Raw genomic sequence first — 14,797 nt, 5'->3', positions numbered from 1 at the left:
GACGTCAAGGAGCGCAGATGGCCGAGGCCTACCTCGTCGGCGGTGTGCGCACGCCCATCGGCCGCTACGGCGGTGCGCTCTCCGCGGTCCGCCCCGACGACCTCGCCGCTCTGGTCGTCCGAGCAGCCGTCGAACGCGCCGGCGCCCCGGCATCCGAAATCGACGAGGTCATCCTGGGCGCCGCGAACCAGGCGGGCGAGGACAACCGCAACGTCGCCCGCATGGCGGTGCTCCTGGCGGGACTGCCGGATGCCGTGCCCGCCGTCACCGTCAACCGCCTGTGCGCCTCGGGTATGTCCGCGATCGCGATGGCCGCCCAGGCGATCCGCGCGGGCGACGCCGACCTCATCGTCGCGGGCGGCGTCGAATCGATGACCCGGGCCCCGTGGGTGCAGGCCAAGCCTGCCCGCGCCTGGGCGAAGCCCGGGGAGAGCTTCGACACGTCGATCGGCTGGCGGTTCACGAACCCGCGGCTCGCGGCCCGCGACAAGGCCACGTTCACGATGCCCGAGACGGCGGAGGAGGTCGCACGCCGGGACGGCATCACCCGTGAGGAGGCCGACGCCTTCGCGCTGCGCAGCCACCGTCGCGCGATCGCCGCGATCGACGGCGGCCGGTTCGACGACGAGATCGTCGAGGTCGCGACGGAGCGCGCTCCCGTCCGGATCGACGAGGGACCGCGCCGCGACACCACCGCCGACGCGCTGGCCGGGCTGCATCCGGTCGTCGCCGGAGGCTCGGTCGTCACCGCGGGCAACGCGAGCGGGCTGAACGACGGGGCGTCCGCCGTCCTCGTCGCGAGCGAGGACGCGATCCGCCGCCACGGGCTCACGCCGCGCGCCCGCGTGCTCGCGGCGTCCTCGGCCGGTGTGGCTCCCGAGGTCATGGGGCTCGGTCCGGTCCCGGCGACGCGGAAGGCGCTGACGCGCGCCGGGCTCGCCCTCGACGACATCGAGGCGATCGAGCTCAACGAGGCGTTCGCGGCGCAGTCCATCGCGGTGATGCGGCACCTCGGCATCGAGGACGATCGGGTCAACGCCGACGGAGGAGCCATCGCGCTGGGGCACCCGCTCGGCGCGAGCGGCTGCCGCATCGTCGTGACGCTGCTCGGCCGCATGGAGCGGGAGCGCGCGTCACGAGGACTGGCGACCATGTGCGTCGGCGTCGGGCAGGGCACGGCCATGATCCTGGAGCGGATGTGATGGACGGACCACTGCTCGTCGAGGAACGCGACGACCGCGTCGTCGCATCCCTGCACCGCCCCGACAAGCGCAACGCGATCGATCTGGCGACGATTCAGGCTCTGCACGCGCTGTGCGACGAGCTCGAAGAGCACCCGCGGACGCTGATCCTCACCGGTTCGGGGGGCGTGTTCGCGGCCGGCGCGGACATCGCCGAGCTCCGCGAACGGCGCGCCGAGGATGCCCTCCGGAACATCAACGCCACGGCGTTCGTCCGCATCCGCGAGCTGCCGATGCCCGTGCTCGCCGCGATGGACGGCTACGCCCTGGGCGGTGGCGCGGAGCTCGCGTACGCCGCCGACCTCCGGATCGCCACCCCGGCGCTGCGGATCGGCAACCCCGAGACCGGACTCGGGATCCTCGCCGCGGCCGGAGCGACCTGGCGTCTGCCGGAGATCGTGGGCGAGGCGCTGGCCGCCGAGATGCTCTTCACCGGTCGACGGCTGACCGCCGAGGAGGCGCTGCACGCCGGGCTGATCTCCGCGATCCATCCCGCCGACGAGCTCCTGCACGCCGCGCACGCGCTGGCCGACAAGATCGCGGCGAACGACGCGCTGGCCACGCAGCACACCAAACGCGCGCTGCGCGCGCCGCGGTCGGAGCATCCGCGCATCGACGGCGAACTGCAGGCCGAACTGTTCGAGAGCCCCGAGAAGACGCGCCGGATGACGGCGTTCCTCGAGAGGCGGGCACGATGACCGCCCGGATCGGGGTGCTGGGCGGGGGCCGGATGGGCGCCGGGATCGCCCATGCCTTCCTGATGGCGGGCTGCGATGTCACGGTCGTCGAGCGCGACGCGCCGAGCGCGGATGCCGCGGCCGCACGGGTCGCAGACGCCCTCGCCCGCTCTGCGAGCCGCGGAGCACCGGCACCTGCGTCCGCCGCGCTGAGAACGGCCACCGACCTCACCGTCTTCCGGGACTGCGAACTCGTCGTCGAGGCCGTCCCCGAGGACCGCGACCTCAAGACCGACGCGCTGAAGCGGGTCGAGGCGGTCCTGGGCCCGGAAGCCGTCCTGGCCACGAACACGTCCTCGATCTCGATCGATGCGCTGGCCGTCGCGCTGTCACGGCCCGAGCGCTTCCTCGGACTGCACTTCTTCAACCCCGTGCCGGCCTCCTCGCTGGTGGAGATCGTCGGCGGATCCGCCTCGTCGCCGTCCGCGGTCGCGCGGGCACGGGAGTACGTCGAGAAGATCGGCAAGACGCCGATCCTGGTGCGCGACTCGCCGGGTTTCGCCTCGAGCCGGCTCGGCGTGCTGCTCGGCCTCGAGGCGATCCGGATGCTCGAGGAGGGCGTCGCGGATGCCGCCGACATCGATCGGGCGATGGAGCTCGGGTACCGGCATCCGACGGGACCGCTGCGGACCACCGACATGGTCGGCCTCGATGTGCGCCTCGGGATCGCCGAGGAGCTGCATGCCGCCCTCGGCGACCGCTTCGCACCCCCTGCCCTCCTGCGCCGCATGGTCGAGGAGGGGCGGCTCGGCCGGAAGAGCGGAGAAGGCTTCTACAGATGGGACGCACCATGACCGGCATCCTGCCGAGCTTCATCCGGGACGCGTGGTGGACACCCGCCCCCGACGCCGCCGAGCACGCGACCGTCGTACGCGATGCGTCGACCGGAGAGGAGATCACCCGCGTCAGCACGAGCGGCCTCGACCTCGGCGGCGCCCTCGCGCACGCCCGCACCGTCGGCCAGCGCAGCCTCGGCGCCCTGACCTTCCATCAGCGCGCCCTGCTGCTCAAGCAGTTCGCGCTCGCCCTCACCGCCCGGAAGGAGGAGCTGTACGCACTGTCGGCGCGCACCGGGGCGACGCAGACCGACTCGTGGGTGGACGTCGACGGGGGCATCGGCGTGCTGTTCTCCTACTCCGGGAAGGGACGCCGGGAGCTTCCGAACGCGCACACGTACCTCGACGGCCCCGTGGAGCAGCTGTCGAAGGACGGGTCCTTCCTCGGCCGGCACATCTGCATGCGCCTCACCGGCGTCGCCGTGCAGATCAACGCGTTCAACTTTCCGGTCTGGGGACCTCTGGAGAAGTTCGCTCCCGCCTTTCTCGCCGGGATGCCGACGCTCATCAAGCCCGCCACCCCCACCGCCTACCTCACCGAGGCGATGGTGCGGATCCTCGTCGAATCGGGTCTGCTCCCGGACGGTGCGCTCCAACTGGTCAGCGGCGGCGTCCCGGATCTGTTCGAGCAGCTGCGCCTGGGCGATCTCGTCGCGTTCACGGGCAGCGCCACGACCGCCGAGAAGCTGCGGTCGCATCCCGTGGTGCAGACGGGCGGTGTGCGCTTCACCGCCGAGACCGACTCGATCAACGCCTCGGTCCTCGGCCCGGACGCTGCACCGGGTTCGGCCGAGTTCGATGCGTATGTGCGGCAGCTCGTCACCGAGATGACGGCCAAGGCCGGTCAGAAGTGCACCGCCATCCGACGCGCCGTCGTGCCTGCCGGGGCGGCGGATGCCGTGATCGAGGCCGTGCGTGACCGGCTCGCCGCCAAGACGGTCCTCGGGGATCCCCGTGCCGAAGGCGTCACGATGGGACCGCTCGCCTCGCTCGAGCAGCGCGACGAGGTCGTGCGACAGGTGCGGAGACTCCTCGACGGCGGCGGGCGGATCGTGCTCGGCTCTCTCGACGCTCCCGACGTGGTGGGCGGCGACGGCAGCACATCGCCCTCTCCCGAGGGCGCGTTCCTGACCCCGATCCTCGTGCGCTTCGACGACGCCGAGGCGGACGCTGTGCACACGGTGGAGGCCTTCGGGCCGGTGTCGTCGCTGATCACGTACGGCACGGTCTCCGAGGCCGCAGCGCTCGTCGCCCGGGGCGGCGGATCGCTCGTGACCAGCGTCGCGACCCACGATCCGTCCTTCGCGGCCGACTTCGCAGCGGCAGCGTCCGCCCACAACGGCCGCATCCTGATCCTCGACCGCGACGACGCGCGATCGTCGACGGGACACGGATCCCCGCTCCCCGGGCTCGTGCACGGCGGTCCTGGCCGAGCCGGCGGCGGCGAGGAGCTCGGCGGCATCCGCGCCGTGCTGCACCACATGCAGCGGACCGCGATCCAGGGCTCGCCCGACATGCTCACCGCGATCACCGGCGTCTGGCACGCGGGCGCGTCGGCGCAGGCCGGCGGCATCCACCCGTTCCGCAAGTCGCTGGCCGAGCTCCGGATCGGCGACCGGATCGCCTCGGAATCCCGTGAGGTGACGCTGGCGGACATCGAGACCTTCGCGCACTTCACGGGCGACACGTTCTACGCGCACATGGACGAGGAGGCGGCGGCTGCGAACCCGTTCTTTCCCGGTCGGGTCGCGCACGGCTATCTGCTCGTGTCCTGGGCGGCCGGCCTGTTCGTCGATCCCGATCCGGGTCCGGTGCTGGCGAACTACGGGCTCGAGGATCTCCGCTTCCTCACCCCGGTCTCACCGGGCGACAGCATCCGCGTCGAGCTGACGGCCAAGCAGATCACGCCGCGCGAGACGGACGACTACGGCGAGGTGCGCTGGGACGCCGTGATCCGCAACCAGAACGAGGAGACCGTCGCCACGTACGACGTCCTCACCCTCGTCGCCAAGCAGTAGCTCCCTCCCCGGGCGTTGCCGCCCCCGGCATCCTCGTGCGAGAATAAATGAACGATCGGTCAGTAAAGCGCGACGAAGGAGTCGACATGGAGGAGCGGTCCGCCGAGCAGCGGCGGTTCGACGAGATCATCGCGGCCGACTCCCGGGTCGAGCCGCGGGACTGGATGCCGGACGCGTACCGCCGCACGCTCATCCGCCAGATCAGCCAGCACGCCCACTCGGAGATCATCGGCATGCAGCCGGAGGGCAACTGGATCACCCGCGCTCCGAGCCTCAAGCGCAAGGCGATCCTCATGGCGAAGGTGCAGGACGAGGCCGGGCACGGACTGTACCTGTACTCGGCCGCGCAGACCCTCGGCATCAGTCGCGACGAGATGACCGATCAGCTCATCGACGGCCGCGCACGCTACTCGTCGATCTTCAACTACCCGACGCCCACGTGGGCGGACATGGGAGCGATCGGCTGGCTGGTCGACGGCGCCGCGATCTGCAACCAGGTGCCGCTGTGCCGTGCCTCCTATGGCCCGTACGCACGGGCGATGGTGCGCATCTGCAAGGAGGAGTCCTTCCACCAGCGCCAGGGGTTCGAGATCCTCCTGACCCTCATGCAGGGCTCGGACGCGCAGCGCGAGATGGCGCAGGACGCCGTGAACCGCTGGTACTGGCCGAGCCTGGCGATGTTCGGGCCGCCCGACGACGAGTCGCCGAACTCGGCGCAGTCGATGGCCTGGAACATCAAGCGCTTCTCGAACGACGAACTGCGCCGCCGCTTCGTCGGGATGCTCGTGCCGCAGGCCGAGATCCTGGGTGTCACGCTGCCGGACCCGGACCTGCGCCTGGACGAGGAGACCGGCGAATACGAGATGGGGGAGATCGACTGGGACGAGTTCGCCGCGGTCCTCGCCGGCAACGGCCCGATGAACGCCGAGCGGATCCGTGCCCGGCGCGAAGCGCACGAGGAGGGCGCGTGGGTGCGCGAGGCCGCCGCGGCGTACGCCCGCAAGCAGTCCGCGCCCGCGTACGAGGGGGCGGCATGACCGAGCAGACCTGGCCGCTGTGGGAGGTGTTCGTCCGCGCGAACCGCGGACTCAGCCACGTGCACGTGGGCTCGCTACTCGCCCCGGACGCCGACCTCGCCGTGCGCAACGCCCGCGACCTGTACACGCGTCGCGGCGAGGGTGTGTCGATCTGGGTGGTGCCGGCGGAGGCCATCACCGCGAGCGATCCCGACGCCAAGGGGGCCTATTTCGAGAGCCCCGCGGGCAAGAATTACCGTCACGCCGTGTACTACACGGCATCCGAGGGGGTGCCTCACCTGTGAACGCCGGAACGCACGACGGGGCGCGGCCCCTGCCGCACGGCACGGTCACGGTCGACGAGCTCGAGCTCGCCGCCGAGCTCGCCGGGTCGGATGCCGCGGCCACCCCCGCTGCGGCCGAGTACGCGCTCTGGCTAGGCGACGACGCCCTCATCCTGTCGCAGCAGCTGGGAGGCTGGATCGCGCACGCCCCCGAGCTCGAGGAGGATGTCGCCCTCGCCAACATCGCGCTCGATCTGCTGGGCCATGCCCGTTCCCTGCTGCACTACGCGGGAACGGCCGACGGGCGCACGGAGGACGAGCTCGCCTACTTCCGCGACGAGGCGCAGTTCCGCTCGGCCTGGCTGTTCGAGCAACCCAACGGCGACTTCGCCCGCACGATCGCGCGGCAGCTGCTCGCCTCGACGTACCTGTTCGAGCTGTACACGCAGCTGCGCGGTTCGGCGGATCCCACCCTCTCGGCGGTGGCCGCCAAGGCGGTCAAGGAGGTCGAGTATCACCGCGACCACGCCGAGCAGTGGACGCTGCGGCTCGCCGGAGGGACGGAGGAGTCGCGGCGTCGCATGATCCGCGGCCTCGGCGACGTGTGGCCCTATGTCGAGGAGCTGTTCCGCGACGAGCCGCTGATGGACGAGCTGGACGGGATCGCCGTCCGGCCATCGAGCCTGCGCACGCCGTTCGACGCCCGCCTCGACGGAGTGCTCACAGCCGCCGGCCTGGAGCGGCCGGCCGGTCCCGCTGCGGCGGGCGGTGGACGCCGCGGGAGTCACTTCCCCGAGCTCGGCCGCATCCTCGCCGAGATGCAGGTGCTCGCCCGACAGCATCGGGGTGCGACATGGTGATCCCCATTCGCTCGTTGAGCGAGCGAAGCGAGTCGAAACGCAGTCCCGTCACATCACGCGTTTCGACTCGGTCGCCTGCGGCGCCCTCGCTCAACGAACGAAAAGAGGAACCCGAGCGCGGAGAGAAACCCACCCCCACACGACCGTTGAGCGACGCCACCCCCCATCGCTCGTTGAGCGAGCGAAGCGAGTCGAAACGCAGTCCCGTCACATCACGCGTTTCGACTCGGTCGCCTGCGGCGCCCTCGCTCAACGAACGAGGGGGGAAGTCGCGTGCAGCGCCCTCGCTCAACGAACGAGGGGGGGAGTCGCCTGCGGCGCCCTCGCTCAACGAACGAGGGGGGAAGCCGCGTGCGGCGCTCTCGGTCACGGAACGAGAGAAACGGGCGCACTCGGTCGCGGCGGCCGTCGTCGATCCGGAGATCCCGGTGCTGACGATCGCCGACCTCGGGATCCTGCGCGACGTCACCGTCGACGGCGACCGCGTGACGGCGACCATCACCCCGACCTACAGCGGATGCCCCGCCGTCGACGCGATCCGCGACGATCTGGTCCTCGCCCTCACCGCCGCCGGCTTCGCGGAGGTCGTCGTGCGCACGACGCTCGCCCCCGCCTGGACGACGGACTGGATCACGGACGCCGGAAAGCGGAAGCTCCTCGACTTCGGCATCGCCCCGCCGACCGGGCGGCGCGCGGCGGGCCCCGTCGCCGTGCGCCTGAGCATCCGATGCCCGCGATGCGGATCGCTCGACACCCGCGAGATCACCCGGTTCGGATCCACGGCATGCAAGGCGCTGTACGAGTGTCGGGCCTGCCTCGAGCCGTTCGACCACTTCAAGCCGCTATGAGCGCCGTCACGCGCAGACGCGCGCGCTTCCACGAGCTCGAGGTGGCCGAGGTGCGTCCGCTCACCGCCGACAGCATCGAGGTCACGTTCGCCGTCCCGCCGGAGCTGCTCGGCGAGTACGACTACCTCCCCGGCCAGTACGTCGCCCTGCGCGCGCACATCGACGGTCGCGAGGTGCGGCGCAGCTACTCGATCTGCCGTGCCCCGAAGCCCGGCAGCATTTCGGTCGGGATCAAACGCGACCGGGGCGGGCTGTTCTCGGTCTGGGCGCACGAGCATCTGCGTCCCGGCATCCGGATCGAGGTCATGAGCCCCGAAGGGCGCTTCACCAGCGGCCTGCCGGACCTCGCCGGCGCGCACCTCGTCGGGATCGCAGCCGGGTCGGGGATCACGCCGATGATGGCGCTCGCCTCTTCGGTGCTCTCCTCGTCTCCGACCGCGCGCTTCTCCCTGATCTACACGAACCGCGCGACGCGCGACGTGATGTTCCTCGAGGATCTCGCCGACCTCAAGGACCGCCATCCCGCGCGTCTGGCGCTACACCACGTCCTCTCGCGCGAGCAGCGCGCGGCACCCCTGCTGTCCGGACGCATCGACGCCGCGAAGCTCGACGCGATCCTCGACGGCCTCGTGGAGCCCGACAGCGTGACCGAGTGGTTCCTGTGCGGGCCGTTCGACCTGGTGGTGCTGTGCCGGGACCGACTCGCCGCCCGCGGCATCCCCGCGGACCGCATCCGGTTCGAGCTGTTCACGAACGACGCCGACGAGCCGCGCGCCGACCGGGGCCGACCGATCGCCGTCCGCGAGGAGGACGAGACCTATCGTCTGGAGTTCACCCTCGACGGACTGTCGTCCACGGTAGATTCCCCGGTCGCCGCGGACGAGCCGCTGCTAGACGCCGCGCTGCGCGTACGCGGCGACGTGCCGTTCGCATGCGCCGGCGGCGTGTGCGGGACGTGCCGCGCACGGCTCGTCGAGGGCGAAGTGCGCATGACGCAGAACTTCGCGCTCGAACCCGACGAGCTCGAACGCGGCTACGTACTGACCTGCCAATCCCACCCGACGACGCCCCGCGTGGTCGTCGACTACGACGTGTGAGGAGCATCCATGATCGAGCTGACCATCGAGGCGGGCGTCGCCCACGTGGTGATGAACGCACCCGACCGGCGCAACGCGCTCGACGAACAGGCGCTGCTCGCCCTCGGCGACGCGTACGACCGCGCGGAGGATGCCGGGGTCCGCGCTCTCGTGCTGCGGGGCGAGGGCCCCGGGTTCTGCGCCGGGCGGGACATCTCGGGCGTCGACCCGCGCGAGGACGACGTGATCGGCTATCTCTCGGGCCTCGTGACGCCGCTGCTGCAGCGGATGAGCGCGTTCCCCGCTCCGACCTTCGCGGCCGCGCACGGCGCGTGCCTCGGCGTCGGGCTCGGGCTGCTCATCGCGACCGATGTCGTGTACGTCGCCGACACGGCGAAGATCGGCTCGCCGTTCGCGGCGCTCGGCGCGACGCTGGACTCCGGCGGGCACGCCCTCTTCCTGGAGCGCCTCGGCGCACACAAGACGCTGGATCTCATCTACACCGGGCGGCTCATGTCGGGCACGGAGGCGGTGCAGTCGGGGCTCTTCTCCCAGGTCCTGCCCGCCGACGAGGTGCAACAGGCGACGACGGATGCCGCGGCCACCGCCGCGTCGGGCGCCACCGCCGCGTTCCTCGCGTCGAAGCGCCTGATCGGCCGCATCCGCGACGAGCGTCTGTCGCTGTGGCAGAGCGTGGCTCTGGAGAACATGGCCCAGGCCGAACTGTGCGACACCGCCGACTACCGCGAGGGCTTCGCCGCCTTCCAGCAGAAGCGGAAGCCGCGGTTCGAGGGGCGGTGACCCACCCCGCCCCCGCCGCTCGTTGAGCGAGGACGGCGCAGCCGACTCCCCCGCTCGTTGAGCGAGGAGGGCGCAGCCGACTCCCCGCTCGTTGAGCGAGGGCGGCGAAGCCGACCGAGTCGAAACGCGGTCCCGGGCAAGACGCGTTTCGACTCGCTCCGCTCGCTCAATGAACGAGGAGAGGAACCCGCTCAACGAACGAGGAGAGGAACCCGCTCAACGGACGAGGAAAGGAACCCGCTCAACGAACGAGGAAGGGAATCAGCTCGCGGACGTGAGCACAAGTCCCGAGCCGTCCGCCGCGACATCCACGCGCACCGTGTCCCCGTCCCGGACGCCGCCCGACAGCAGTGCCGTAGCCAGCTTGTTCTGCACCTCGGTCTGGATGAGCCGGCGCAGCGGACGCGCACCGAACAGCGGGTCGTAGCCGCGCTCGGCGAGCCACGACCGGGCGTCCGGCGTCACGGCGAGGCTCAGCCGCCGCTCGTGCAGTCGCGCCTGCAGCTGGTCGACCGAGAGCTCCACGATCTGGGCGAGGTCGTCCTCGCTGAGCGCCTGGAACATCACGATGTCGTCGAGACGGTTGAGGAACTCGGGTCGGAACGCCTGACGCACCAGCGCCATGACCTGCTCGCGCTTGACCTCGGTCGACAGCGTCGGGTCGATGAGGATGGGCGAGCCGAGGTTGCTCGTCAGGATCAGGATGACGTTCGAGAAGTCGACCGTGCGTCCCTGACCGTCCGTGAGCCGGCCGTCGTCGAGCACCTGCAGCAGCACGTCGAACACCTCGGGGTGCGCCTTCTCGACCTCGTCGAGCAGCACGACGCTGTAGGGACGCCGACGGACGGACTCGGTGAGCTGTCCGCCCTGCTCGTACCCGACATACCCGGGAGGGGCGCCGACGAGCCGGGACACCGAGTGCTTCTCGCCGTACTCGGACATGTCGATGCGCACCATGGCGCGTTCGTCGTCGAACAGGAACTCGGCGAGCGCCTTGGCCAGCTCGGTCTTGCCGACGCCGGTGGGGCCGAGGAACAGGAACGAACCCGTGGGGCGGCCGGGGTCGCTGATGCCGGCGCGGGAGCGCCGCACCGCGTCGGACACGGCCTTCACGGCATCCTTCTGCCCGATCAGGCGCTTGCCGAGCTCGGACTCGAGGTGCAGCAGCTTCTCGCTCTCGCCCTGCAGCAGCTTGCCGACCGGGATGCCGGTCCACGCCGCGATCACGGCGGCGATGTCCTCCTCGGTCACCTGTTCGTTGACCATGCGGCCCTCGTCGGAGACCGCGGCCTCGGCGGACTCCGCCTCGGCGATGTCGCGCTCGAGGCGCTTGATCGTCTCGTACTCGAGCTTCGAGGCCTTCGTGTAGTCGGCCTGGCGCATCGCGAGGTCGCGCTGCGTGATCGCGTCGTCCAGCTGCTTCTTCAGGTCACCGACACGGTTGAGTCCCTGGCGCTCGCGGGCCCAGCGCTCCTCGAGACCTGCGAGCTCGCGCTCCATCTCGACGAGGTGCTCGCGCAGTGTGCTCAGACGCTCCTTCGACGCGGCATCCTTCTCCTTCTTCAGGGCGAGCTCCTCGAGCTTCAGCCGATCGACCTGCCGCTTGAGCTGGTCGATCTCGACTGGGGACGAGTCGATCTCCATCTTCAGGCGCGACATCGACTCGTCGACGAGGTCGATCGCCTTGTCCGGCAGCTGGCGCGCCGGGAGATACCGGTTCGACAGGGCCGCCGCCGCGACCAGCGCGCTGTCCGAGATCGTCACCCCGTGGTGCGCCTCGTACCGGCCCTTGAGCCCGCGCAGGATCGCCACGGTGTCTTCGACGCTGGGCTCGCCGACGTACACCTGCTGGAAACGGCGCTCCAGCGCGGCATCCTTCTCGATGAACTCGCGGTACTCGTTGAGCGTGGTCGCACCGATCAGGCGCAGCTCGCCCCGCGCGAGCATGGGCTTGAGCATGTTGGAGGCCGCGACCGACCCTTCACCGCCGCCCGCGCCCATCAGCACGTGCAGCTCGTCGATGAAGGTGATGACCTGACCCTCGGACTCGGTGATCTCCTTGAGGACCTGCTTCAGGCGCTCCTCGAACTGTCCCCGGTACATGGCGCCGGCCACGAGGGCGGAGATGTCGAGCGTGACCAGTTCCTTGTCCTTGAGCGACTCCGCGACGTCGCCCGCCACGATGCGCTGCGCGAGGCCCTCGACGACGGCGGTCTTGCCGACGCCGGGCTCGCCGATGAGGACCGGATTGTTCTTGGTGCGTCGCGTGAGCACCTGGCTGACGCGACGGATCTCGCTGTCCCGGCCGATCACGGGATCGAGCTTTCCCTGACGCGCGCGGTCGGTGAGGTTGATCCCGAACTGCTCGAGCGCGGACTGCTGCTGGTCTTCCTGGGCGGGGTTGGTCATCGTTCCTCCTGAGGACTCCTTCACAAAGTTGAGTGGTGGTGACTCAAGTTTAGCAGGTCGGATGCCGGAGCCGGCGACCCTCAGATGAGGATCGGGAACGTCAGCATGATGATCGCGCCGGTCAGGCCGACGGCGATGGCGAGGACGAGCAGCGTCCACCGCACCCAGCGCGTGAGGTCGCGCTGCGACATCGCGGTGAGGAACAGCACGAGCGCGAACAGGACGGTCAGCAGCGTGTAGTTGTCGCCGCGCTGGTTGCTCTCCAGCGCGTCCGCGAAACGCGTCTCCGCGCGCTCGGACAGCTCCTCGGCCTCCTCTGTGCCGGGCGGAACGTACTCGGGCATGACGAACGGACCGCGCTCGGTGCGGCCCCCGGCATCCCAGGCCTCGAAGGCGACCGCGAACTCGAGACTGAAACGCTCTTCGATGAACGCCGTCAGTGCGGCATCCTGGGCCCGGTCGGCCAGCACCCACTCGGTCCAGATCGTCAGGTCGTACTGCCGGGCGTCGCGCGCCGTGCCGTCGGCCACGCCGGCCTGGATGCGCGCCCCGGACGCCTCGCTGAACGCGATGGACATGTCGCCGCCCCACTTCGACGCCTCGAAGCCGCACCAGGCGGTCAGGACCGCCGTGATCGACAGCACGAACACGGCGATGACGTCGAAGACGTCCCGCCTCTTCTTCGTCTCGTCCGCCCGCATGCCTGTGATTCTGCCGGAACGGGACGGTGCGCAGAAGACCGCGGCACGACTTTCCCGTGCGCGGCCGCGGGCCGCGTCAGCGGAAACCGGCGACCGCGTCCCAGATCGCGTCCGCGACCTGCCGCTTCGTACCGGATGCCGCGCCGACCACCCCCGCCTCGCCGACGATCTGCACCGCGTTCTCACCGGATTCGAATCCGCGCTCCCACCCGACCTCGTTCACCACGAGCAGATCGACGCCCTTGCGTTCGCGCTTGCGTCGCGCTCGGTCGAGGAGCTCGCTCTCGCTCTCGGGTGTCTCGGCCGCGAACGCGACGATCGTCTGACCTGCTCGGCGCCGCGCGGCGAGGCCGGCGACGATGTCCTCGTTCTCCACGAGGTCGATCCGGGTGAGGACGCCCGCCTCCTTGGTGAGCTTGCGCTCGGCGGTCTCGGCGGGACGGTAGTCGGCGACGGCCGCCGCCATCACGACGACGTCCGCGCTGTCCGCGGCGGCGCGCATCGCCTCGCCCAGCTCGGCGGCCGTCCCGGCCCGCCGGACGCGCACGCGCGGATGCCGCGGCAGCACGCCCTCGTCGACGTGCGCGGCCACGAGCTCGACGTCTGCTCCGCGCTCCGCCGCGGCGAGGGCGAGGGCCGCCCCCTGCCGTCCGCTGGAGCGGTTGCCGAGGTAGCGGACCGGGTCGAGGGGCTCACGGGTCCCGCCCGTCGAGACGGTGACGCGGATCCCCGCCAGATCCTGAGCCCGGGTGAGGACGGCATCCAGGATCTCCTCTGGCTCGAGCATCCGACCAGGGCCCGAGTCGCCACCGGTCAGCTCTCCGTCGCCGGGGCCGATGATCTGCACGCCGCGTTCGCGGAGGGTGGCGATGTTCGCCCGGGTGGACGGATGCCGCCACATCTCCGTGTGCATCGCCGGGGCGATCGCGACCGGGGCCGTGGTCGCGAGAAGGGTCGTTCCGAGCAGGTCGTCGGCGAGGCCCGCCGCCATCTTCGCGATCGTGTTGGCCGTGGCCGGCGCGACGATGACCAGCTCAGCGGACTGCCCGAGTGCCACATGACGCACGCGGGCGACGTCCTCGTGGACGCTGGTCGTGACCGGGTGACGGCTGATGGCCTCCCACGTCGGAAGCCCCACGAAGCGCAGGGCGTCCTCAGTGGGTACGACGGTCACGTCGTGGCCGGCCTTGATGAGGAGCCGGACGAGCTGGACCGACTTGTAGGCGGCGATGCCGCCCGTGACCCCGACGACGATGTTCATGCCTCGATTCTGCCCCGTAGGCTGGCACACGTGTGCACGGTCGTGATCGATGTGGCGGATGCCGGCAGCTCGCGCCTGCTCGCGGTGCGCGACGAGGACCCTCAGCGGGAGTGGGATCACGTCGGCGCCTGGTGGCCCGAGGCGTATCCCGGCGTGATCGGGATCCGTGATCGGCGCGCCGGCGGCGCCTGGCTCGCGGTGAACACGGTGGAGCACCGGCTGGCGGTCCTGCTCAATCGCGCCGACGTCCTCGATCTGCCCGACGCGGCGTCGCGCGGGTCGCTCGCTCTGGAGTCGGTCGTCGGACGTTCTCCGGTCGGCTTTCCGCGCATGCACGGGTTCAACCTGCTCGAGGCGACGCCGGAGGCGGCGCGCGTCATCTCCTGGGACGGCGTCGAGCTGCGCGAGACGCCCATCGCCTCCGGTGTGCACATGATCGCCCACGACGACCTCGACGATCCGTCGACCCCGCGCATCGCGGCCTGGCTGCCGCGGTTCCGCACGACGGTACCGGATGCCTGGGTGGACCTGCTCGCCGAGACGGCCGCCCTCCCGGCGGAGGACGACCGGGCGATCATCCGCGACAACCGCCCGCACGGCTATCCGACCCAGTCGCTGCTCTACTGCACGGCCTCGGTGTCGGAGGCCGGGGTGCAGGTGCACGACGAGGCGCTGCCCCGCCCCGGCCACTGGACCTGATCCCGGGTGC

General features: G+C 70.9%; 13 protein-coding genes and 1 pseudogene. 11 read left to right on the top strand and 3 right to left on the bottom strand.

Annotated elements, in window-relative coordinates:
• Nucleotides 1–17 precede the first annotated feature (17 nt).
• The 10 genes and pseudogenes from KYX17_RS20985 to KYX17_RS20940 all read left to right on the top strand — a co-directional run bounded on the left by KYX17_RS20985 (nucleotide 18) and on the right by KYX17_RS20940 (nucleotide 9,717).
• Nucleotides 18–1,202: an acetyl-CoA C-acyltransferase gene (locus KYX17_RS20985; RefSeq protein WP_243229276.1), complete on the top strand. Its 1,185-nt coding sequence runs from the start codon at nucleotides 18–20 to the stop codon at nucleotides 1,200–1,202.
• Nucleotides 1,202–1,939 carry an enoyl-CoA hydratase/isomerase family protein gene (locus tag KYX17_RS20980; RefSeq protein WP_243229274.1) on the top strand — a complete coding sequence of 246 codons (738 nt, stop codon included), beginning with the start codon at nucleotides 1,202–1,204 and terminating at the stop codon, nucleotides 1,937–1,939. Before KYX17_RS20985 ends, KYX17_RS20980 begins: the two co-directional genes overlap by 1 nt.
• A complete protein-coding gene (locus tag KYX17_RS20975; RefSeq protein ID WP_243229273.1) occupies nucleotides 1,936–2,772 on the top strand; it encodes a 3-hydroxyacyl-CoA dehydrogenase family protein in 837 nt (278 codons plus the stop codon). Before KYX17_RS20980 ends, KYX17_RS20975 begins: the two co-directional genes overlap by 4 nt.
• Nucleotides 2,757–4,832 (top strand): phenylacetic acid degradation bifunctional protein PaaZ, encoded by a 2,076-nt coding sequence (gene paaZ, locus KYX17_RS20970; protein WP_374208978.1) that lies wholly within the window; start codon nucleotides 2,757–2,759, stop codon nucleotides 4,830–4,832. The genes KYX17_RS20975 and paaZ overlap by 16 nt, the downstream gene beginning before the upstream one ends.
• Nucleotides 4,833–4,918: 86 nt before the next feature.
• The gene (gene paaA / locus KYX17_RS20965; protein ID WP_243229271.1) at nucleotides 4,919–5,869 is read left to right on the top strand and encodes a 1,2-phenylacetyl-CoA epoxidase subunit PaaA; all 951 of its coding nucleotides are present in this window, start codon (nucleotides 4,919–4,921) and stop codon (nucleotides 5,867–5,869) included.
• Nucleotides 5,866–6,153, top strand: a complete 288-nt coding sequence (gene paaB, locus KYX17_RS20960) for a 1,2-phenylacetyl-CoA epoxidase subunit PaaB (protein WP_243229269.1) — start codon at nucleotides 5,866–5,868, stop codon at nucleotides 6,151–6,153. Before paaA ends, paaB begins: the two co-directional genes overlap by 4 nt.
• Nucleotides 6,150–6,992, top strand: a complete 843-nt coding sequence (paaC, locus tag KYX17_RS20955) for a 1,2-phenylacetyl-CoA epoxidase subunit PaaC (RefSeq protein WP_243229267.1) — start codon at nucleotides 6,150–6,152, stop codon at nucleotides 6,990–6,992. Before paaB ends, paaC begins: the two co-directional genes overlap by 4 nt.
• Before the next feature lie 383 nt (nucleotides 6,993–7,375).
• Nucleotides 7,376–7,840 (top strand): annotated as a pseudogene (paaD, locus tag KYX17_RS20950) (1,2-phenylacetyl-CoA epoxidase subunit PaaD); the annotation flags it as partial.
• Nucleotides 7,837–8,937, top strand: coding sequence for a 1,2-phenylacetyl-CoA epoxidase subunit PaaE (gene paaE / locus KYX17_RS20945; protein WP_243229265.1), 1,101 nt, complete (start codon nucleotides 7,837–7,839; stop codon nucleotides 8,935–8,937). The pseudogene paaD and the gene paaE, both read left to right, overlap by 4 nt.
• Before the next feature lie 9 nt (nucleotides 8,938–8,946).
• Nucleotides 8,947–9,717, top strand: a complete 771-nt coding sequence (locus KYX17_RS20940) for an enoyl-CoA hydratase/isomerase family protein (protein WP_243229263.1) — start codon at nucleotides 8,947–8,949, stop codon at nucleotides 9,715–9,717.
• Between the two features lie 261 nt (nucleotides 9,718–9,978).
• Here KYX17_RS20940 and KYX17_RS20935 read toward each other — a convergent pair whose 3' ends face one another.
• The 3 genes from KYX17_RS20935 to coaBC all read right to left on the bottom strand — a co-directional run bounded on the left by KYX17_RS20935 (nucleotide 9,979) and on the right by coaBC (nucleotide 14,088).
• Nucleotides 9,979–12,126, bottom strand: coding sequence for an ATP-dependent Clp protease ATP-binding subunit (locus KYX17_RS20935; protein ID WP_243229261.1), 2,148 nt, complete (start codon nucleotides 12,124–12,126; stop codon nucleotides 9,979–9,981).
• A gap of 80 nt (nucleotides 12,127–12,206) precedes the next feature.
• On the bottom strand, nucleotides 12,207–12,827 hold the full coding sequence (locus tag KYX17_RS20930; RefSeq protein WP_243229259.1) for a hypothetical protein: 621 nt from the start codon (nucleotides 12,825–12,827) through the stop codon (nucleotides 12,207–12,209).
• 76 nt (nucleotides 12,828–12,903) lie between these two features.
• A complete protein-coding gene (gene coaBC / locus KYX17_RS20925; protein ID WP_243229258.1) occupies nucleotides 12,904–14,088 on the bottom strand; it encodes a bifunctional phosphopantothenoylcysteine decarboxylase/phosphopantothenate--cysteine ligase CoaBC in 1,185 nt (394 codons plus the stop codon).
• 30 nt (nucleotides 14,089–14,118) lie between these two features.
• Between coaBC and KYX17_RS20920 the strand changes: the two genes are divergently transcribed.
• A complete protein-coding gene (locus tag KYX17_RS20920; RefSeq protein WP_243229256.1) occupies nucleotides 14,119–14,787 on the top strand; it encodes an NRDE family protein in 669 nt (222 codons plus the stop codon).
• The last annotated feature ends 10 nt before the right edge of the window (nucleotides 14,788–14,797 follow it).

The organism is Microbacterium sp. CIAB417, assembly GCF_022788845.1.
This window is presented reverse-complemented; position numbering and strand designations above follow the sequence as displayed.

Coding starts and splice junctions, on each gene's coding strand:
- KYX17_RS20985 (WP_243229276.1), top strand. CDS start 18: ATGGCCGAGGCCTACCTCGTCGGCGGTGTGCGCACGCCCATCGGCCGC.
- KYX17_RS20980 (WP_243229274.1), top strand. CDS start 1,202: ATGGACGGACCACTGCTCGTCGAGGAACGCGACGACCGCGTCGTCGCA.
- KYX17_RS20975 (WP_243229273.1), top strand. CDS start 1,936: ATGACCGCCCGGATCGGGGTGCTGGGCGGGGGCCGGATGGGCGCCGGG.
- paaZ (WP_374208978.1), top strand. CDS start 2,757: ATGGGACGCACCATGACCGGCATCCTGCCGAGCTTCATCCGGGACGCG.
- paaA (WP_243229271.1), top strand. CDS start 4,919: ATGGAGGAGCGGTCCGCCGAGCAGCGGCGGTTCGACGAGATCATCGCG.
- paaB (WP_243229269.1), top strand. CDS start 5,866: ATGACCGAGCAGACCTGGCCGCTGTGGGAGGTGTTCGTCCGCGCGAAC.
- paaE (WP_243229265.1), top strand. CDS start 7,837: ATGAGCGCCGTCACGCGCAGACGCGCGCGCTTCCACGAGCTCGAGGTG.
- KYX17_RS20940 (WP_243229263.1), top strand. CDS start 8,947: ATGATCGAGCTGACCATCGAGGCGGGCGTCGCCCACGTGGTGATGAAC.
- KYX17_RS20935 (WP_243229261.1), bottom strand. CDS start 12,126: ATGACCAACCCCGCCCAGGAAGACCAGCAGCAGTCCGCGCTCGAGCAG.
- KYX17_RS20930 (WP_243229259.1), bottom strand. CDS start 12,827: ATGCGGGCGGACGAGACGAAGAAGAGGCGGGACGTCTTCGACGTCATC.
- coaBC (WP_243229258.1), bottom strand. CDS start 14,088: ATGAACATCGTCGTCGGGGTCACGGGCGGCATCGCCGCCTACAAGTCG.